At 35.3% G+C, this 20,244-nt stretch carries 15 protein-coding genes; 9 read left to right on the forward strand and 6 right to left on the reverse strand.

Features of this window, described 5'->3' with window-relative positions:
• On the reverse strand, positions 1 to 900 hold the full coding sequence (locus EKL98_RS06565) for a glycosyltransferase family 2 protein (RefSeq protein ID WP_126561846.1): 900 nt from the start codon (positions 898 to 900) through the stop codon (positions 1 to 3).
• Positions 901 to 946: 46 nt separating this feature from the next.
• On the opposite strand from EKL98_RS06565, the gene EKL98_RS06570 reads away from it, so the two are divergent.
• The 3 genes from EKL98_RS06570 to EKL98_RS06580 are packed head-to-tail and all read left to right on the forward strand — an operon-like array spanning position 947 to position 3,554.
• A complete protein-coding gene (locus EKL98_RS06570; protein WP_126561847.1) occupies positions 947 to 2,053 on the forward strand; it encodes a glycosyltransferase in 1,107 nt (368 codons plus the stop codon).
• Positions 2,050 to 2,454 (forward strand): sugar 3,4-ketoisomerase, encoded by a 405-nt coding sequence (locus EKL98_RS06575; protein WP_126461096.1) that lies wholly within the window; start codon positions 2,050 to 2,052, stop codon positions 2,452 to 2,454. Before EKL98_RS06570 ends, EKL98_RS06575 begins: the two co-directional genes overlap by 4 nt.
• Positions 2,451 to 3,554, forward strand: coding sequence for a glycosyltransferase family 4 protein (locus EKL98_RS06580; protein WP_126561848.1), 1,104 nt, complete (start codon positions 2,451 to 2,453; stop codon positions 3,552 to 3,554). Before EKL98_RS06575 ends, EKL98_RS06580 begins: the two co-directional genes overlap by 4 nt.
• Here the strand turns inward: EKL98_RS06580 and EKL98_RS06585 are convergent.
• From EKL98_RS06585 to EKL98_RS06605, 5 genes are all read right to left on the reverse strand, one after another.
• The gene (locus EKL98_RS06585) at positions 3,551 to 4,447 is read right to left on the reverse strand and encodes a glycosyltransferase family 2 protein (RefSeq protein ID WP_126561849.1); all 897 of its coding nucleotides are present in this window, start codon (positions 4,445 to 4,447) and stop codon (positions 3,551 to 3,553) included. The genes EKL98_RS06580 and EKL98_RS06585 overlap by 4 nt on opposite strands.
• Complete coding sequence (locus EKL98_RS06590) at positions 4,447 to 5,133, reverse strand: cell division ATP-binding protein FtsE (protein WP_126461087.1); 687 nt, start codon at positions 5,131 to 5,133, stop codon at positions 4,447 to 4,449. Before EKL98_RS06590 ends, EKL98_RS06585 begins: the two co-directional genes overlap by 1 nt.
• Before the next feature lie 304 nt (positions 5,134 to 5,437).
• Positions 5,438 to 6,352: a glycerophosphodiester phosphodiesterase gene (locus EKL98_RS06595; protein ID WP_126561850.1), complete on the reverse strand. Its 915-nt coding sequence runs from the start codon at positions 6,350 to 6,352 to the stop codon at positions 5,438 to 5,440.
• A 4-nt stretch (positions 6,353 to 6,356) separates the two neighbouring features.
• A complete protein-coding gene (locus EKL98_RS06600; protein WP_126561851.1) occupies positions 6,357 to 7,310 on the reverse strand; it encodes an alpha/beta hydrolase in 954 nt (317 codons plus the stop codon).
• Between the two features lie 5 nt (positions 7,311 to 7,315).
• Positions 7,316 to 9,817, reverse strand: a complete 2,502-nt coding sequence (locus tag EKL98_RS06605) for a TonB-dependent receptor (RefSeq protein WP_126561852.1) — start codon at positions 9,815 to 9,817, stop codon at positions 7,316 to 7,318.
• Between the two features lie 253 nt (positions 9,818 to 10,070).
• On the opposite strand from EKL98_RS06605, the gene EKL98_RS06610 reads away from it, so the two are divergent.
• The 6 genes from EKL98_RS06610 (at position 10,071) to EKL98_RS06635 (ending at position 20,211) form a co-directional block, all read left to right on the forward strand.
• Positions 10,071 to 13,085, forward strand: a complete 3,015-nt coding sequence (locus tag EKL98_RS06610; RefSeq protein WP_126561853.1) for a tetratricopeptide repeat protein — start codon at positions 10,071 to 10,073, stop codon at positions 13,083 to 13,085.
• 74 nt (positions 13,086 to 13,159) lie between these two features.
• Positions 13,160 to 14,023 (forward strand): PhzF family phenazine biosynthesis protein, encoded by an 864-nt coding sequence (locus EKL98_RS06615; protein ID WP_126561854.1) that lies wholly within the window; start codon positions 13,160 to 13,162, stop codon positions 14,021 to 14,023.
• 66 nt (positions 14,024 to 14,089) lie between these two features.
• Positions 14,090 to 15,895 carry a TonB-dependent receptor gene (locus EKL98_RS06620; RefSeq protein WP_233589374.1) on the forward strand — a complete coding sequence of 602 codons (1,806 nt, stop codon included), beginning with the start codon at positions 14,090 to 14,092 and terminating at the stop codon, positions 15,893 to 15,895.
• Positions 15,896 to 16,018: 123 nt separating this feature from the next.
• The gene (locus EKL98_RS06625) at positions 16,019 to 16,468 is read left to right on the forward strand and encodes a hypothetical protein (protein ID WP_126561855.1); all 450 of its coding nucleotides are present in this window, start codon (positions 16,019 to 16,021) and stop codon (positions 16,466 to 16,468) included.
• Between the two features lie 269 nt (positions 16,469 to 16,737).
• Positions 16,738 to 18,414: an asparagine synthase B gene (asnB, locus tag EKL98_RS06630; RefSeq protein ID WP_126461053.1), complete on the forward strand. Its 1,677-nt coding sequence runs from the start codon at positions 16,738 to 16,740 to the stop codon at positions 18,412 to 18,414.
• A 171-nt stretch (positions 18,415 to 18,585) separates the two neighbouring features.
• Positions 18,586 to 20,211, forward strand: coding sequence for an amidohydrolase (locus EKL98_RS06635; RefSeq protein WP_126561856.1), 1,626 nt, complete (start codon positions 18,586 to 18,588; stop codon positions 20,209 to 20,211).
• Positions 20,212 to 20,244: the final 33 nt, after the last annotated feature.

The raw sequence follows: 20,244 nt of genomic DNA on the forward strand, positions 1-20,244 counted from the left end.
TTATGAAGCTAACAAATGAAATCGCAACTTAATTTCCATAATAATATAGCGCAGTAACAACGTATTATGAGCAGTTTTATAGGTGAGAATCATCTCAAAATGAATGCGTTTTAAAATTGCTTTATCCTCTTTTTTTGTTCTATTGAGCCCAATTGCTTTTTTAAGGATCAAATATGTACTCTGATTAATTTTTCTGGCTCTGGCATCTTTTTTCTTAAAAAAATGCGTGCCTAGGGAGTGTTGTACAATTCTTTTTTGAACCAGAATAGCATCAATAAAGTCAAATTCGTACGTTCGGGAAGCCCGAATCCAAAAATCCAAATCCTCGTACGCCAGCGTTTCATCATAGCCGTTCAAAGCATCGAACAGTGATTTTTTGACCATTGATGAAACGGAGCAAATACAGTCACCACCAGAAAGAACGGATTCATAAATATCTCCCGTTGTTCTTTCCTTGACTACCTTTTGAAAGCTATCAACAGGGAAATAATAAGATTCGTGTTTGCCTTTTTCAGTGATTAATTCGACGTTTCCATATACAATTCCAAGATTTTTAAAAGTTGTGTTGTTGAAAGCATTTATTTGTGAAGTGATGCAATTGGGCAATAATACATCATCAGCAGCCAAGTCAATAATATAATCCCCTTTTGCTGTTTTTAAGGCATTATTGAAAGACTTAGTATTCCCTAAATTAGTGTCATTGGCTATAAATGGAATTTGTGGATAATCCAGAAGCCATTTCTCAATTACGGATTTAGAATTATCAGTACTGCAATCGTCTACGATAATCAACTCAATAGTATCGTAATGTTGGTTTAATACGGACATTAAGCTCTCTATTACATAATCTTTATGATTGTAACACAAACAAATAACGGTGACTAGTGGATTATCTTGCATGTTTTTTTAAAAGCGTTATATTTGAGACGAAAATAACAAATTGAGAATGATAATACCCAATAAAAAATATAAAATCGCATTAATAGGGTACCGATTAAGTGATGGAGGTGCTGAAAAAGTGATGGCTGTTTTATCCTTTTTTTTTGAAAAACAGGGCATAGAAGTTCATACTATTATTGTCCTGGATGCCGTTTCCTATTCCTATGCCGGAAAATTAGTCAATTTGGGTAAAATGAAAAACAAAACCAACGGTTTTTTAAATAAATTCAGTCGGTTTTTATTTTTGAAGAACTATTTGAAAGAGCATGAATTTGATTTTATTATTGATTTCCGATTTAGGATAAAACCCATTCAAGAATTATTAATTTCAAAATGGCTTTATAAAACCAATACTATTTTCACCGTGCACAGTTATTTGATTAATCATTATATGCCCAATTGGTCGGTGCTTACCCGATACATGTATGGAAATTGTTATAAAGTGGTTAGTGTTTCTAATCAATCGAAAGAGTTAATAGCGCGAAAGCACCAGCTGAAAAATGCGATTACCATTTACAATCCTATAGATATTGAGGAAATTGTCAGGAAGAGTGAAGAACCTGTGGCACTTAACTTCAAGTATATTATTGGGATAGGTCAAATGGAAACTAATATCAAGCAATTTGATAAATTAATTGAAGCGTATGCCCATTCGACTTTACCCCAAAAAGGGATACATTTGGTTTTATTAGGGGAAGGCAAAAGAAAAAATATTCTTTTAAAGTTAGTAAAAGAAAAAAAACTGGGAGATAAAGTTCATTTTTTAGGGTTTAAACAGAATCCGTTTAAGTACCTGAAAAATGCTAAATTCTTTGTTTTGAGTAGCTTGAATGAAGGACTGCCAAATGTTCTACTAGAATCATTAGCCTGTAATACACCGGTAATATCCTTTGACTGCTTAACTGGTCCAAGTGAAATAATTGTAAATAAAGAAAATGGTTTATTAGTTGAAAATCAAAATGGTAGTAAAATGACGGAAGCGATGAATTTATTCATTGAAGACGAAGTATTGTATCAGTATTGTAAACAAAATGCATTGGCAAGCGTACAATCCTTCTCAATTGAAAATATAGGCATGCAATGGTTAGATGTAATGAAAATTAGCAGAAAATGACAACAGTAGAAAACGTACAAGTATTAAAAATTCCTGTAATAGACGATGTTCGTGGAAACTTAGCCTACATTCAAAGTGGTGTAATTCCATTTGAATTCAAACGAATTTACTATCTCTTTGATGTGCCTAGTACTGCTTTTAGAGGTGGTCATTCCCATATTCAGCAACAAGAAATTTTAATTGCATTGAGCGGTAGTTTTGAGGTGGTTGTTCATGACGGTATCGAGAAAAAAAGCTACCTATTAAATAAACCAAACGTAGGTTTACTCATTACAACAGGAATTTGGAGAGAACTGCAAAACTTTTCTTCGGGATCAGTTTGCTTGGTTTTAGCCTCAGATATGTTTAAAGAAGAAGATTATATCAGAGATTATGACGAATTTTTGAAATCAAAAAAATGAAGTTGCTATTTGTAGTTCCTAACATTAATAACGCCGGAGGTGTGGCAAGAGTTATTGCTGTCAAAGCCAATTATCTGGTTGAACAATTAGGCTATGAAGTTGTTATTCTGACTCAAAACGGAGGTCATTCTCCTTTGTTTTATTCTTTTAATAAGAAGATCACTTTTCACGATATGATTTTAAAAGGAAAAAATCTTTCTTTTTTGAAAGCGTATTGTAAGAAACTAAACAGTTGTATTAAGACTGTAAACCCGGATATTATACTTGTTTGTGATAATGGTCTAAAGGCATATTTAATTCCTTTTATTATAAAATATAAAATTCCTCTGGTACTAGAAATGCATAGTTCCAGGTTTATTGAAGAAAGTGAAATTGTGACAAACAGTTTTACTAAATTGTTCTCGAATCTTGTTTTACAACTGAAAAAAAACGGAATAAAAAAATACAATCGATTTGTTGTTGAAACAAACGAGAGTATTTCAGAATGGAACATAAAAAACACACTGGTTATTGCGAATCCTTTATGGTTTGTAACGGAAAAATCTGGTGAATTAACAAACAAAAAAGTAATTGCGGTAGGGCGACATACGTACGAAAAAGGTTTTGACAGCATGTTGCACATCTGGAAAAAAGTGGTTTTAAAACATCCAGATTGGATATTGGAAATTTATGGAAAATCTAATGAAAATATCGATTTAAAACAACTTGCCCAAAAATTGGATGTTTCAAATAATATAGTTTTTTATGAACCTGTTCAGAATATTAACGAAAAATATTTAGATGCTTCATTTTATCTGATGACGTCTCGATATGAAGGTTTTGGAATGGTGTTAATTGAGGCAATGGCTTCCGGATTACCCTGTATTGCTTACGATTGTCCTTGCGGACCAAGAGCAATAATCACGCATAAAGAAGATGGATTTTTGATTGAAAACGGGAACGAATCGGATTATATAGCGGCTATAGAAATTTTAATCGAAAACGAGGTTTTACGAAGTGAAATGGCAAAAAAGGCAAAATTATCGAGTAAAAAATATCACATCGATGCCATTATGCAAACTTGGCATCAATTGTTTATTGGACTCAAAAAAGGAGTTTAGGTTCTGCTCTTAAAGTCAATGGAGCATAAATAACCTGCTCTGAACAAATTAAAAACCAGTATATTAGGATTTTCTCCGGTCAAGTTTTTAAATAATAATTTTTCAAAAACGGCATTTATTTTTGAAATAATAAAAGTTGATTTGGTTGTTTTTAAAAAATGATACAGTTGTAATAATCGTACAAATTCAATGTCAATTTTTTTCTTCTGATACAATAAATTTAAATTTTCTAAAGACTCTTTGGTCTTGTTCAAATACACTAGATTAGTGTCTAAATCGCCATGTTCAACAGGGTTTTCTATATGGCTTACTTTGGATTTTAATTTGCTTAGTTGAAACGAGAGTTGGGTGTCATCGTGACCGTATTTTTTTATGGTTTTGTCAAATTGTACCGTGTCAAAACAGACTTTTTTAATTATGGTATTATTAAAAAGTATTGAGTGGTAGGGTTTTGTCTTTCTGTTTGCAGCAGATTTATCTTCAATGAATCTTCCGTACTTCCACCGTAGTTTTTGATTATCAGAAGGACATTTTTCTGGATGCAAGCGTCCTCCATAAACCACATCAAAATCAAATAAATTAAATAAATATGTTTTGATATAATCAGAATTCACAATAGTAGAATCCCCGTCTATAAAAAGTAAATACTCAAATTTTGCTTTTTCGGCAAGTGAATTCCTGTTTTCTCTGTGGGCAATGTTTTCTTTTAATGAAACAAAACTGCAGTGAGAAAGCAAATTTATTTTTTCATTAAAAATATTTAGGGAAGAATCAGAAGCATCATCTTGGCATAAAATCTCAAAATCAATATTGCATTCCAAACATTGTTTGCGCAGCTCCAATGCTAAAGGATACACATTATAATTGTATATTGGAATAAGAATAGAAAGCATTACACGGCTCTCTGTTGCACTACTTCAAAAATTCGTTCGTCTTCACATTTTAATGTTTTCGAAGGGAATTTCATAAGCAACGCATAATCATGAGTGGCCATAATGACTGTTTTTCCATTGGCATTGATGCTTTTTAATACTTCCAAGACTTCAGCACTGGTTTGTGGATCCAGATTCCCGGTAGGTTCATCCGCAAGTATAAGTTCAGGATCGTTGAGTAAAGCTCTGGCAATGGCAACACGTTGTTGCTCACCACCTGAAATTTGGTGTGGCATTTTGTTGCCAAACTCTTTCATTGCTACTTTGTCCAGCACCTCATCAATTTTTCGCTGCATTTCATCAGCATCAGTCCAGCCTGTAGCTTTCAGGACAAATAACATATTGTCTTTAATGGTTCTGTCCGGCAGTAATTTGAAATCCTGAAAAACGATTCCAATTTTTCTTCTCAAAAACGGAATATCATCTTCTTTTAAGGTGGCTAAATCAAAGTCAACAATACTTCCTTCACCTTCTTTTAAAGCCAAATCACCATACAAGGTCTTCATTAAGCTGCTTTTTCCGGAACCTGTTTTTCCTATAATATACAGGAATTCACCATGTTTTACCTCCAAATTTACATGAGCTAAAATAGTTTTTTGTTCTTGGAAAATAGTAACGTTTTTTAAAGACAGGACAGATTGTGACATAATACAGTTTGTTTATGGGGTAAAAGTAACAAGATAACGGTTCTATTCAAAATAAATTCTATTCTATTCAACGGATTTTCAAAAAACAGGTATAAACAAGGGAAAGTCCGAATTTTATTTAAAGCCAATTTATCCGCACTTTATTGCTGCTTGAAGTTCCTATTTTAGCATAAAAAAAGAGTAGAAAATGAAGGTTTTCTACTCTTTTAATGAAATATAATTTGTTAAGGACCTTTTCAGTAGCCTCACCCAAACAGGATAGTTTTGTTGCTTTAAGGAACAAATGAAATCAAGACGAAAGTTCTTATTTTTTAAAGCGCAATCCTCTATCGGGATAATCCGTTATGATGCCATCAACTCCCCAACCTAGAACCGTTTTCATCCGACTTGCTTCATTAATAGTCCAAGGAATAACTTTCATTCCTTTGGCCTGTAATTCCGCTACAATTTCGGCAGTCAATAGCGTATGTTCTGGACTGTAGCTGTCTGGGATAAATCCCAAAGCATCTAAATTTGTTTTGACACTATCTTTGTACACCAGAGCCGCTAGTTTGTAATCAGGGTAGGCTTGATGGATATAGCGCAGTACTCTAAAATCAAAACTCTGGATTGTTAGTCTTTCCATAGGGATACGTCCTTGGATTGTTTTAATAAATAAATCTGCAAAAACCTGAGGTGTTGGATGGTATTTATTGTCCCCCTCTGGAGTACTTTTTATTTCAATATTATAGAAGATCTTTTGGTCAGATAAAAGTTCAGACTGCGCAATTACATCCAACAGCAATGGTTTTGAACCCCTACTATTAGTCTGCTCCGGAAATTGTGGATGTTTGATGCTACCACAATCATATTGACGTATTTGTGAATAAGTAGTCTGATAGATATTTAAGTTTAATTCGTCCTCCTTGTTAATAGTGTTTCCTAAACTATCCAAACAAATTATGTGGTTGAAAAAAGGATCATGTGATACCAGTATTTGGTCGTCCTTTGTAACAACTACGTCTAGCTCTAAGGTGTTTACTCCCAATTTGATTGCGTTTTCAAAGGCAACTAATGAATTTTCGGGGTAGAGTCCTCTTGCTCCACGATGCCCCTGTAAATCAAAATTAAAGAGAGTTTGAATTTCACCAGGAAGTAATTGGACTATTTGTTTTTCTTGTTGAGCCTTGCAACCTAGCGTACATATTGCTAAAACTGCTGTTATTATGATTTTATTCATGTTTTTATTGTAAAATTGTTTGGTTTAAAAAGTCTACCGTAGCCTGATAAACACCTTGCCAATCCTTTGAACGTAAATCACAAGCAATAACATGATCCCCACTTTCTGGAAAGGCTATTTTTGTTTTTTTGTTTTCAGGCGTTCCTAAAGAGTTGTACATTGTATGCATGGCAGAAACGGAAACGACTTGGTCTTGTTCTTTTTCGTTTTTGTAATAATAGCCTAAGAAAACCGGACACTTGACCTTTGTAAATGTAGTTTCGGTCATGTTTTGCTTAAGCATAGTGATTAAGGAAACATAGCCATTGATGTGGTAATTGGTAGACCAGTACTTAGCTTGTTCCTCTGGGCGGTTTTGTGTTCGCATATTGCCACCAATAGTTTCTTTGAATTTCTCTCTACCACCAGGCAGGATGATACCCGCCATAGCAGGATTAAATAAATCGACAAAAGGCGAATAGAGGATCAATCCCGAGATGCTAGGATCTTCGGATGCCAATTTCAAGCTTAAAGTTCCTCCCGTTGAGGTACTGACCAAAATTACTTTTTCTCCCAGTTTTTTCCCAATTTCTAATGCTAGTTTTGCAGAGGCAATATAGTTTTCAGGCGTAAGAAATTCAAAGGTATTTTTACGATAAATACCATGTTCCTCTAAACGCGAGAGGTAGATGTTGGCTTTGTATTGTGTAGAAAGCATTTTTAAAACCGGTTCTCCTTCACGGTGACTAGCGCCAAAACCATGCAAATAAACAAAAGCAACAGCTGTTTTTTTGTTTTTATACCCATCAGCCCATATTATTTTAGCCGCATTGTTTGGCTTGATTCCAATTACTTTGGCCTCTGTAGTAGCGAGATAGGAATCTAAGCTGGATATTTCTACTGTGCTTATTCCTTCTTGGCTAAAAATAGAAGTACAAAAAAAGAGTGTTGCAAGTAGTGTGTTTATTGTTTTTTTCATTTTTGTTAAAATTTAACAGCCATTTGTACACCATAGAACTGAGGTGCACCAGCTATAAAAGTTGGTATTCCAAAAGCACCACCGGTATTTCCGGCATCAATAATATACTTTTTGTCAAAAAGATTAGTCATGAATAATCCTATTTCGTGTTTTTTTCTAATGGTTAATCCTGTTCTGATATTCAAAAGACCATATCCCGCTTGTGAAATATTAGGTAAGTTTGTTTCTTCAAAAAACACTTTCGATTTGTATGTATAGCTTGGTCTAAGGTAAAGGTCTAAGATAGTGTTTACAGATGGATTGTAATTAAATCCAACAGAAAAGGAATGTTTTGGAGTCAATCGGAAAGTATTTCCCGCCAATTGTTGTTGGTTCCCGTCTGAATCCGTTTCATCAAAGGCAGCATCGATGTACGCATAATTGACAAAGAAAGAACTGTTTTTTGTAAACTGATATTGCAAGGCCGTTTCAAAACCAAAAGTTGAGGCAGAACCGCTGTCATTTGGCTGAATCACTAAACCATTCTGTTCGTCTAATCGTGCGATAGTCGTTTGAAAATTGCTGTAATCGTATATAAAAGCATTGATGTCAAATTGCAATCGGTTGTTTAGGAAGAGAGATTTGGCGCCAAATTCATAAGACCATACCGTTTCATCCGATAATACATTAACAGTTTTCGCGGTAACATTAATTACGTTAGGTCTTCGGCCTCTGGCAACATTCCCAAAAAGAGTAATGTGGTCCGTTATATCATAATTTATAGCAAATCGTCCAACAGCTGAGGTGAAGGTTTCGCTGGCAGTACGTTTTCCATTTGTAGGAGCAAATAAGTTGTTAGGAAAAACTCCTAAAAAATTACCCAATACACCAGGCTGATCTGCATTTTGAACCTCTAAACCGGCATTACTATTTTCTAAAGTAGCTCTTACACCCAAAGTAAAAGTCAATTTATCAGTTAAATCATAAGAGGCATCTGCGAAGATATCTCCAGAATAATTCTCTCCAAAATTGGTTGATTTTTCTTTGTTGAAAGCTAAAAGCGGAGCTCCTGCCAATGGACCAAAAGCAGGGTCGTTTGGAATATTTGGGTATAAGGTAGGAACGCCATTAACGATTAGTGTATTTCTAGCTGCCAATAAGGCAAAATAACTTTGTTCATTTACTTCAAAAGGAACCGCTTGAGATCCTTTTTCATAAAAAACATTTGCTCCAACGAAACCGGATAATTTATTTTTATCATTAAAATTAAATCTCATTTCTTGGCTGAATTGTTTTCCTTCAGCAATTTCTCTAAAGTAAAGCACTGGAGCTGCCGTACCATCGGCATCAAAAGCTTCATCTGATTTAAATTCTCTGTAAGCTGTGGTGGCGGTCATATCCCAATTAGGATTGATTTCAGATTTCAATATCGCTGTAAGACCATAAACTTTTCTGTCGATTCCCAATTCGGTTCCTCTTTCTAAGTCCGCAAAGGTATTTGGGTTGGTTGTTCCACCTAAAGGGGCATAAGTTCCGCTTTTGAAACCCGTTCCCGGAGGAGTGTCCTGTTGCCAGTTTGCAATTAAATCTAAACTGGTTTTATCACTCATTAAATATTTTAAGGAAGTTCTAAAAGCTAGCGTTTCTTTACCATTCAAGTTGCCTCCAGATCTGTTTTCTATAAAACCATCCCTTTTACTCAGGATTCCGGCTACTCTTACAAATAGTTTGTCCTTAATAAGGGAAGTGTTTACAAACCCATTCACTGAGAATTGGTTATAATTACCCGTTCCTATTTTTAGTTCTCCTGAATTTTCGTTTTTAGCTTTGTTTTGAATAATATGCATGGCACCAATTTGTGCACCTCTGCCAAAAAGAGTTCCCTGAGGGCCTTTTAGAACTTCAACGCGTTCAATGTCAAATAACTCTACTACAGATCCTCTGGATTTACTGATGGAAACGCCATCTTGAAAAATTGAAACGCGTGGTTCTACTCGAGAATCCCCACTATCACTGGTAATTCCTCTAATAACGATACCAGGATTATTTACACTTTGAATCTGGATTTGTAATCCAGGAACATAATCTGAAAAGGCATCATATTCTGAAATCCCTAAATTTTCAATAAATTTCCCCCCATAAGAGGTAATGGCGATGGGAACATCTTTATTTAATTGTTCTCTTTTTTGGGCGGTAACAATAATACCATCTAATTGAAAGGAACTTTCTTTTAAAATAAAATTTTGTGTTGTTTCGGATTGGTTTAAAGAGATTGAAATTTTTTGGCTTTCGTAACCAAGATAGGCCACTTGAATTGTGTAAGTGCCGAATTTTATATTTTGCAATTGGTAACTTCCAGCAATATCAGTTATCGTGTTCTTAGATATGGTATTAATGTTGATTGATGCACCAATAAGAGGTTTGCCTGATTCGTCTGTAATGATTCCATTTAAAGTGCTGTTTTCTTGTGCTTTAATAGTAAAAAACCATAGTGTACTCAATAAAATAAAATAGTAATTAACTTTCATTTTTTTTATATGTTTATGTTTAAATTTATTAAAGTAAAGATATTTTTAAGGTGTTAAGCCAAAACTCGTTGTCCGTTACTATTGTGTTAACGGATCCGGTGATCAGGTTATTAAAAGGTATAATAATTGGTCAGTCTGTTTTAAGAAGGTTAAATTATAAACGGTTAAAAAAAAATATTCATAATAAAAACCAATCGCAATTCGTTATAAAGATCAGAATGCAATACATTTGAATTATTAAAATAAAACCACAATGCGTAAAATTTCTTGGCTTTTCTGTAGTTTCTTCATTAGTAGCACTATCAGTATTTCGGCACAAAAATCAACTATTTATACCCACGATTTAAAGGATTTCAACAAAGCGGTTTCGTTGTTTAACGAAGAACAATATGCATCGGCACAAATTATTTTTAATAAAGTAAAAGAATCCGCCGGCACCGATGAATTAAAATCAGATTGTGCCTATTATGTGGCAAATTGCGCCATTCGTACTAATCAAGCCAATGCAGATCAGATGATGGAACGCTTTGTTTCGGATTATCCTACGAGTGTCAAACAAAATCAAGCGTATATCGAGGTGGCACAGTATCATTTTAGTTTGGGAAATTATCCCCAAGCCCTGCAATGGTTTGACAAAGTGGATGAAAGGAATCTGAGCAGAAAGGAGCAAGACCAGTTTAATTTTCAAAAAGGGTATAGTTTTTTTAATGCCAAAAAGAAAAAAGAGGCAACTGTTTATTTTAATAAAGTGGTGAATGCTCCTGAATATGGTTCGCAAGCTAAATATTACTTGGGATTCATGGCCTATGAAGGAGATGATTATAAGCAAGCGACAAAATATTTTGACGCCGTTTCCGGAGAAGAAAAATACAAGGAAAAACTGTCTTATTATCAGGCGGATATGAATTTTAAATTAGGAAATTTCCAAAACGCAATTGATTTAGGGGAAAAAGCAATGGCCAAATCAAATCCTTTAGAAAAATCGGAACTTAATAAAATCATTGGCGAAAGCTATTTTAATTTAAAAAAATACGATACCGCAATTCCCTATTTAGTTGATTATCAAGGTAAAAAAGGAAGATGGAATAATACGGATTTTTACCAATTAGGATATGCGTATTACAAACAAAAAGACTACGAAAATGCCATTTCTCAGTTCAATAAAATCATAGGTGGGAAAGATTTTGTTGCACAAAACGCCTATTATCATTTGGGGGAAAGTTACCTCAATACAAACAAGAAACAGCAAGCTTTAAATGCTTTCAAAAATGCGTCGGAAATGTCATTTGACGAAGCAATACAGGAAGATGCGGGTTTGAATTACGCTAAATTAAGCTATGAACTTGGAAATTCCTATCAAAGTGTGCCTGCAATTTTGCATGCTTTTTTGAAGAAATACCCCAATAATGCCAACCGTTCAGAAATAGAAAGACTCTTGATTGATTCTTATATTTCTTCTAAAAACTATAAAGAGGCCTTAGTAATATTGGAAAAAAACAGATCCCCTGAAAACAAATTAGCGTACCAGAAAGTTACTTTTTTCAATGGGTTAGAATTGTATACAGACGGTGATTATCCGGAAGCCTTGACTATGTTTACGCAGTCTATGAACGAACAGAAAGATCCGTATTTTACTGCCAGAGCGGCTTTCTGGAAAGCAGAAACAGAATATGTTTTGAATGATTTTAAAAATGCGTTGTTGAGTTTCAAACAATTTGCAGGCTTTGCACAAGCCTCAAAAACTCCTGAATATAAAAATCACAATTACACGATTGCGTATGCTTATTTCAAATTGAAAGAGTACGATCAGGCAGGGAATTATTTCGAAAATCAGATTGAAAAAGCACCAGAGGATAAAGTGCGTTTGAATGATTCGTATTTGCGTTTGGCAGATTGTCGTTTTGTAACCTCAAAATACGGTCCCGCAATGGATGCGTACTCTAAAGTGATAGCCTCTAAAAGTGTCGATGCGGATTATGCGTATTTTCAAAAAGCAATTTCCTATGGATTTATGGATAAAAACGATAAAAAAATAGAAGAATTGAATGCTTTTTTACAATTGTATCCAAAATCGGGTTACCGAGATGATACTTTATTTGAACTAGGGAATACGTATGTTGCCGAAAATAAAAATGATTTGGCTTTAAAAGCGTATGAGCAACTGAATACAGAATTCAAAAAGAGTTCTTTTGCCTCAAAATCTATTTTGCGCCAGGGATTAATTTATTTTAATTCAGACAGGAATGATCAGGCAGTAGTGAAGTTTAAGAAAGTAGCGGCTGAATTTCCTCGGTCTCCGGAGGCATTAGAAGCAGTAGTTGCAGCCCGATTAATTTACGTAGATATGGGCAGAGTAGATGAATATGCAACTTGGGTACGTACCCTAGATTTTGTGGCTGTCACGGATGCAGAGCTGGATAATGATACATTTGAAGCTGCCGAAAAACAATTTCAACAAAACAATACCAAACAGGCAATTACAGGTTTTAGTGGGTATTTAAGTCAATTTTCCCCAGGAATACACGCCTTGAAGGCTAATTATTACCTGGCGCAATTGTATTTTTCTGAAGGATCTGAAAGCAAATCAATTCCTAATTATGAATTTGTAATAGCCCAATCCAGAAGTGAATTTACGGAGCCATCTTTAGTGCGTTTGGCACAGTTTTTTCTGAAAAATAAGGAATATGACAAAGCAATTCCGGTATTGTCCCGTCTAGAAAACGAAGCAGATGTTTCTCAGAATAAAACATTTGCACAATCCAATCTGATGAAATGTTTTTATGAAAATAAGGACTATCCAAATTCAGTAGTGTACGCGGAGAAAGTCTTAATGAATCCAAAGACTGATGATAATGTCAAAAGTGATGCGCAAATTATCATTGCACGGGCAGCAATGCAAACTGGTGATGAAGCCATAGCACGAGCGGCTTATGCCAAAGTAATGACAATTGCTAAGGGGGAATTAGCGGCCGAAGCCCTGTACTACGATGCTTATTTTAAAAATAAAGAAGAAAATTTTGAAGCTTCTAATGTTGCCGTTCAAAAATTAGCCGAAAATTATGCGAGCTATAAGTATTTTGGAGCCAAAGGATTAGTCTTAATGGCGAAAAATTTTTACGGACTCAAAGACAGCTATCAGGCGACTTACATTTTAGAAAACGTCATTCAGAATTTTACTGATTTTCAGGATGTAGTTTCAGAGGCACAAACTGAATTAGAAAGAATCAAAGCGGAAGAGTCCAAAACAAATGCATCGATAACTAAATAAAGCTGTGAGTGGAAGTTAGAAAAACAACCAAAATCAACGCGAAAAAATAACTGAAAACAAAAAAAACATACGGAATGAATCTACCTTTTTACATCGTTGATGTTTTTGCAGAGAATAAATATGCAGGCAATCAACTCGCGGTTTTTTTAGGTGCTGATTCCTTGAGCGACCAGCAGCTGCAGACAATTGCCCGCGAAATCAACTTTGCCGAAAGCACCTTTATTACTAAGCTTCAACCGGAGAATAAAACTGCTGCGATTAGGATTTTCACACCAGACCACGAAATGCAGTTTGCAGGCCATCCAATCATAGGAACATCATGGGTTTTGATGCATAAAATATTTGAGAATAAACCTGAAAAGATTTCGCTGTCGGTTCCAATTGGTGAAATTCCGGTACATCAATCGGGAGATTTGGTTTGGCTACAGGCGGCTCAACCGGAGTTTTTGAATACTTTTTTAACGGAAGATTTTTTATCCTTTAGCAATTTAAGCAGAGCTGATTTTGAGGATAAATTTCCCATTCAGGAAGTGACTACAGGAAGCGCTTTTGTGATTGTTCCTATTAAAAGTAAAAAGGCACTAGAGCATTTGATTCTTGATAAGGATAAAATGAAAGAATGGCTGCATGCACACTGCAAAACCAGTCATAGAGCGTTGTATTTTTATTGTTTGGTAGAAAAAAAGCTGAGTAGCAGGATGTTTTGTATTGAAGCGAATCAGCTTATAGAAGACGCGGCTACGGGAAGTGCGAGCACGTGTTTACAGGCTTTTCTTTTAAAATATTACTCGCCGGAAATTCAAATGATTAATCATCAGGGCGATTTTATAAACAGAGCTTCTCAGATTTATTTCGATGGAAAATTAGCTGAAAATCAGTTTGATATTAAAATTGGAGGAAAAACACAATACCTCGCAAAAGGAGAATGGGAAGTGTAACGTACCGGTTAAAAATGCAGTAGTAAAAAAAGTAGCAGTAGGAAGTTAGCAGTAAAAAAATAAAACATGACATTTAAAAACAAAGTAATATCGTTTATAAATAATAGCGTAACGTTTTCGGATCCGTTCCCTTTGGGGAGCGTTGGGTTGGGGATTTTATTTCTTTTCGTTTCTCAAGTTTCATTTGCACAAAAGAAAGAGCAAATAGGTACCGAGACCGTAAATGTAGTCAAGCCCTACACACCAACCATATTAGATGCTTTCAAAGTGAAGGAAACACCGTTGCTGGACGAAGAAGATAACACAAAAAAGGAAACCGTAAAGTATACTATTTTCTCTTTCCCGGTAGCATCAACTTTCACGCCGTCTAAAGGAAAAGCAGCAGGCGTAAAGAAAGAAAAAGAAGCCGTTTTGTTTCAAAACTACGCCACATTTGGTGTAGGGAATTACGGAACCTTTGTAGGGGAATTATATGTGAATCATGACCTTAATGCTACGGATTATATTGGTGGCATGTTTCGGCATCACTCCTCCCAAGGGGGTATTGAAAAGGTGATTCTGGACGATCGTTTTTATGACACTTCGATTGATTTGATGTATGGATCAAATCGAAAAGAAGTTTCATGGAATCTGGATTTAGGATATCAAAACCAAACGTACAATTGGTATGGATTACCGGCTGATTTTGGTACTACGCTGGCGCCTCAGGACAGAGCAATCTTGATCAGTGGAATCAGGCCGCAGCAATCCTACAGTACGCTGACGTTAGGAGGGAATGTAGCCTTTAACGAAAGTTTTTTTAATAAAATGAGTCTGAAATTTAATCATTTTTCTGATATTTTTGATTCTTCAGAAAATAGGTTTTACGCCAAGCCAACTGTAGAATTTGATGTGATGGATAGTGCTGTAAAAACGGACTTAATCGTAGATTATGTTGGTGGAAGTTTCAATAATAATTATTTAAATACCAATACAGAACCAATCAAATACGGTTTTACAAATCTGGGAATTGCACCTAGTTTTGTGATGCAGGAGGAGGATTGGACACTGAATATTGGTGCCGCTATTTTTTATAGTCTGGACAATCAAAACAGCAATAATAAATTTTTTGTGTATCCAAAATTTAACGCTTCCTATAATGTTGTTGGTGATTTGATGATTTTTTATGCGGGAGCCGAAGGAAATTTAAAACAAAACTCGTACCAGGACTTTGTAGATGAAAATCCTTTTTTGTCACCAACACTCGCTATTGCACCTACGGATCAGCAGTATGATGTTTTTGCAGGATTAAAAGGGAAATTGACTAATAATATGAGTTATAATATAAGAGGTTCCTATATTAATGAGCGCAATAAGACGTTGTTTAAAAGCAATGATTACAATGAAAATGCAACCAATCAGGACTATGCTTTTGGGAATTCTTTTCAAGTGGTGTATGACGATATGAGAACGTTGAATTTTTATGGAGAAGTAAAAGCTGATTTTTCTAAGAACGTGACTTTTGGAATCAACGGAAGCTTTAGCAGTTTTACAAATGATTTTCAACAAGAAGCATGGAATTTGCCAGCTATAAAATTAAATTCAAGCTTGGATGTTAACATATCAGAGAAGTGGTTTGCTGGTACAAATGTGTTCTATGTGGGCGAGCGAAAAGATTTTCAGGTTAATACCAATGTGGTGACTAACGCTGCTCCTGTAACTTTGAAGTCTTATTTTGATGTCAATGCAAATGTTGGTTACAAATATAGCGACCGATTGACTGCTTTTGCCAGAGCCAATAATATCACTAATAATGCCTACCAAAAATGGCAAAATTATCCAGTGCAGGGATTTCAGGTGATTTTAGGCGTGAACTATAAATTTGATTTTTAATCCCTATCCCAGCCCTCCCCGAAGGAGAAGGAGCCGAAAAGTAAAACAATCTTCGCTTTTTTTATTTAAAAACTTTGAATGCCCGACAGGGTTTTGAACCCTGTCAGGCATGTAAATCTACTTATGACTTTCAAACAAAAAATACATACCCATTACCTGCAATTAGTTCAGGATCGAATCGATGTTTTCAAAGACATGATTGTCGCACTTACCGAAGATTCTAAAAACGATGCTAAAGGTTCAGCCGGAGATAAACATGAAACCGCTTTGTCTATGATGCACATTGAGCAGGAAAAACTCAATCGTAAATTGAGAGAAGTACTGGACCAAAAAACAGTTTTGGATAAAATTGATGCTGGCACAGTTGCCGAAACCATTATTGTGGGGAGCTTGGTAAAAGCGAACGGAATCTATTTGTACCTGAGTGTGGCACTTCCTAAAATCAATGTCGAAGGAATCAATATTATCGCATTATCACCACAATCTCCTTTGGGAAATAAACTCATGGGAAATCAAGAAGGATTTACTTTTGAGATAAATGGTACGAAGTATTTGGTTGAGGAAATTAAATAAAAATCCGTTATTTACATCCGTCTCATTTGCGTCCCATTTTACAATCCGCAACTTCAATTCTATTTTTAGCACCTTTCCATTACGGTTTAAACGTAAATTCTATTTTTTAGTTATAAATTATAACTAAAAAGAGTATTTGCGTTTTTCAATTAGAACTATAACTCCATCTTTGCCCTATCAAAATGAACAAAGCAGGTTTCTTTCATAACTTGACTCGAGAGTTTTACTCGAACAGGCGAAGCAAACCTTAAACTTTAAACAAAAAAATTATGTGCGGAATAGTATGTGCCTTTGATTTAAAACAAAAAGCGGAAGTTTTAAGACCGCAAGTATTAGAAATGTCTAAAATTATCCGTCATCGTGGACCGGACTGGAGTGGAATTTTTAGTAATGAAAAAGCCATTTTGTCTCACGAACGACTGGCAATTGTTGATCCTGCTTCAGGGAAACAACCGTTGTTCAGTGAAGACAAACAACTTGTTTTAGCAGCAAATGGTGAAATTTACAACCACAGAGAATTACGTAAACAATTTGAGGGTAAATATAACTTTCAAACCGAAAGTGACTGCGAAGTAATTCTAGCACTTTACAAAGAAAAAGGGCCTCATTTTATAGATGAAATGAATGGGATTTTTGGATTTGCTATTTATGATGTCGAAAAAGACGAGTATTTTGTTGCTCGGGATCACATGGGAATTATTCCATTATACATAGGTTGGGATGAACACGGAACTTTTTATGTGGCTTCTGAATTGAAAGCATTAGAAGGCTATTGTACTAAAATCCAATTATTTCCTCCAGGACATTATATGTCGAGCAAAGATGGCGAATTTGTACAATGGTACAAAAGAGAATGGACAGATTACGATGCTGTAAAAGACAACGTAACCAGCATTGACGAAATTAAAGTGGCTTTAGAAGCAGCGGTTCACAGACAACTAATGAGCGATGTACCTTATGGTGTCTTGCTTTCTGGAGGTTTAGATTCTTCTATTACTTCGGCTGTCGCCAAAAAATATGCGCAAAAACGTATTGAATCCGGAGATGTTGCCGATGCTTGGTATCCGCAATTGCACTCTTTCTCGGTAGGATTAGATGGTTCTCCAGATTTAGCGGCGGCGCAAATAGTTGCGGATCATATTGGAACCATTCACCACGAAATTAAATTCACTATTCAAGAAGGGTTAGATGCAATTAAAGATGTAATTTACAACTTGGAGACTTACGATGTGACTACGATTAGAGCATCAACACCAATGTGGTTGATGGCAAGAGTTATTAAATCTATGGGTATCAAAATGGTGTTATCAGGTGAAGGAGCAGATGAACTTTTTGGAGGATATTTGTATTTTCACAAAGCGCCAAACGCGAGAGAATTTCACGAAGAAAACGTACGTAAATTAGGTAAATTACACATGTACGATTGTTTACGAGCGAACAAAAGTTTAGCAGCATGGGGAATTGAAGGACGTGTGCCATTTTTAGATAAAGAATTTATGGATGTGGCGATGCGCGTTAATCCACAAGATAAAATGATCAATGCAGAACATCCTATGGAAAAGTGGGTGGTTCGTAAAGCTTTTGAAGAGATGTTGCCGCCAAGTGTAGCTTGGAGACAAAAAGAACAATTTAGTGATGGTGTAGGTTATGGGTGGATTGATACATTAAAAGAAGTTGTAGCTGTTGAAATTTCGGATGAACAATTAGCAAATGCTAAATATAAATTTCCGTTGCAAACTCCTACTTCAAAAGAGGAATATTATTACCGTTCTATTTTTCATGAGCATTTTCCAAGTGATGCCGCCGCTTTGTGTGTGCCGCAAGAAGCAAGTGTGGCGTGTAGTACAAAAATTGCATTGGAATGGGATGAAGCGTTCAAAAACATGAATGATCCGTCTGGAAGAGCGGTGGCAAGTGTGCATGATGATGCGTATGCAAAAGCATAAATACAATTAATTAAGATTTTATAAATAGATAAAACGCTCTCCATTTTGAGAGCGTTTTTTATGAGAAATATATTTCGAGAGCAGTTTAGAATTTGAAAAAACATTATAATTACACATTGTCTAAAATAATTAGGAGGAGTTCTTTATATTAGCAAAACTAAAATGTTTATTATGAGATATATTACTTTATTCTTTGTTTTATTTTTATTGATTTCGTGTGATCAAAAAAATAAGATTTCCGTTGATACCATTATTACCGGTGCCACTATTTACACGGTCAATAACTCCTTTGAGAAAGCTTCGGCTATGGCAATCGATGAAGGTAAAATTATCGCTATTGGGACTAATGGTGAAATTTCAAAACAATATGAATCCAAGAATACGATAGATGCGAAAGGCAAATTCATTTATCCAGGCCTGATTGATGCACATTGCCATTTTTATAGCTATGGATTGAGCTTGCAGGAATCGGATTTGCGCGGTACCAAAAGCATGAACGAAATAATTTCCCGTTTAAAGGCTTTTCAAAAAGATAAAAATCCAACCTTTATTGTGGGTAATGGTTGGGATCAAAACGATTGGAAAGTCAAAAAATATCCAACAAAAGCAGATTTAGATGTTGCGTTTCCTGATATTCCTGTAGTTTTAAATCGAATCGACGGTCATGCCATTATTGTGAATAGTAAAGCTTTGAAGTTAGCAGGAATCACAAAGGATACGAAAGCTGATGGTGGTCAGATCGAAATTGCAAACGGGGAGCCAACGGGAATTTTAGTAGACAATCCAATGGAATTAGTGTTCAAAATAATTCCAAAACCAACTCGTAAAACACAAATAGCCGCTTTGCTTGATGCCGAAAAAGTGATGTTTGATTACGGATTGACGACCGTAAATGATGCAGGATTGGATCCGGATATTATTCACTTGATGGATAGTTTGCAAAAGGCAAAAGTGATGAAGCTTAATGTATATGCAATGATTACTGCAAATCAAAAAAACATTGATTTATACTTAAAAAAAGGAATTTATAAAACAGATAATCTAAATGTGCGTTCCTTTAAAATGTATGGTGATGGTGCTTTGGGTTCGCGTGGCGCGTGCATGCACAAACCGTATTCCGACAAGCCAGGCGAATATGGCGCTTTGTTGGCACCAATTTCTGGATTAAGCGATGTAGCTAGACAAATTGCAGCTTCAAATTTTCAGTTGAATACACATGCCATTGGCGATTCAGCAAATACGGTGATTTTGAAAATTTACAGAGAAGTTTTGACAGGCACAAAAGACCGAAGATGGAAAATTGAGCACGCTCAAGTTTTACGTGAAGCGGATTTTGACTATTTCAAATTTGGAATTATTCCTTCGGTTCAACCCACGCATGCCACATCTGATATGTATTGGGCTGAAGACAGATTGGGAAAAGCAAGATTGAAAAATGCCTATGCTTATAAAAAATTACTTCAAAAAGCTGGAATGGTAGCTCTTGGAACTGATTTTCCAGTAGAGGAAGTGAATCCGATGCTTACTTTTCATGCTGCTGTAGCCAGAAAAGACAGTAAGGAATATCCAAAAGAGGGCTTTCAAATGGAAAATGCGTTGACCAGAGCCGAAACTTTAAGAGGAATGACTATTTGGGCCGCCTATTCTAATTTTGAAGAAAAAGAAAAAGGAAGTCTGGAAGTAGGAAAATGGGCTGATTTTGTGATGTTTGACCAGGATTTAATTATGGTGAAAGAGAATATGATAGTAAAAATGAAACCAAGTAATACCTATTTAAAAGGTCAAAAAGTCAAATAATTAAACGGATGCGTTTATGAGTTATAGTTATTA

Source organism: Flavobacterium bomense (genome assembly GCF_003970355.1).

Excerpts from the sequence above, each read along its gene's own strand:
- asnB (WP_126461053.1), top strand. The coding sequence starts at position 16,738 with ATGTGCGGAATAGTATGTGCCTTTGATTTAAAACAAAAAGCGGAAGTT.
- EKL98_RS06595 (WP_126561850.1), bottom strand. The coding sequence starts at position 6,352 with ATGAATAAAATCATAATAACAGCAGTTTTAGCAATATGTACGCTAGGT.
- EKL98_RS06620 (WP_233589374.1), top strand. The coding sequence starts at position 14,090 with ATGACATTTAAAAACAAAGTAATATCGTTTATAAATAATAGCGTAACG.
- EKL98_RS06565 (WP_126561846.1), bottom strand. The coding sequence starts at position 900 with ATGCAAGATAATCCACTAGTCACCGTTATTTGTTTGTGTTACAATCAT.
- EKL98_RS06575 (WP_126461096.1), top strand. The coding sequence starts at position 2,050 with ATGACAACAGTAGAAAACGTACAAGTATTAAAAATTCCTGTAATAGAC.
- EKL98_RS06605 (WP_126561852.1), bottom strand. The coding sequence starts at position 9,817 with ATGAAAGTTAATTACTATTTTATTTTATTGAGTACACTATGGTTTTTT.
- EKL98_RS06635 (WP_126561856.1), top strand. The coding sequence starts at position 18,586 with ATGAGATATATTACTTTATTCTTTGTTTTATTTTTATTGATTTCGTGT.
- EKL98_RS06615 (WP_126561854.1), top strand. The coding sequence starts at position 13,160 with ATGAATCTACCTTTTTACATCGTTGATGTTTTTGCAGAGAATAAATAT.
- EKL98_RS06610 (WP_126561853.1), top strand. The coding sequence starts at position 10,071 with ATGCGTAAAATTTCTTGGCTTTTCTGTAGTTTCTTCATTAGTAGCACT.
- EKL98_RS06590 (WP_126461087.1), bottom strand. The coding sequence starts at position 5,133 with ATGTCACAATCTGTCCTGTCTTTAAAAAACGTTACTATTTTCCAAGAA.
- EKL98_RS06625 (WP_126561855.1), top strand. The coding sequence starts at position 16,019 with ATGACTTTCAAACAAAAAATACATACCCATTACCTGCAATTAGTTCAG.
- EKL98_RS06570 (WP_126561847.1), top strand. The coding sequence starts at position 947 with ATGATAATACCCAATAAAAAATATAAAATCGCATTAATAGGGTACCGA.
- EKL98_RS06585 (WP_126561849.1), bottom strand. The coding sequence starts at position 4,447 with ATGCTTTCTATTCTTATTCCAATATACAATTATAATGTGTATCCTTTA.
- EKL98_RS06580 (WP_126561848.1), top strand. The coding sequence starts at position 2,451 with ATGAAGTTGCTATTTGTAGTTCCTAACATTAATAACGCCGGAGGTGTG.
- EKL98_RS06600 (WP_126561851.1), bottom strand. The coding sequence starts at position 7,310 with ATGAAAAAAACAATAAACACACTACTTGCAACACTCTTTTTTTGTACT.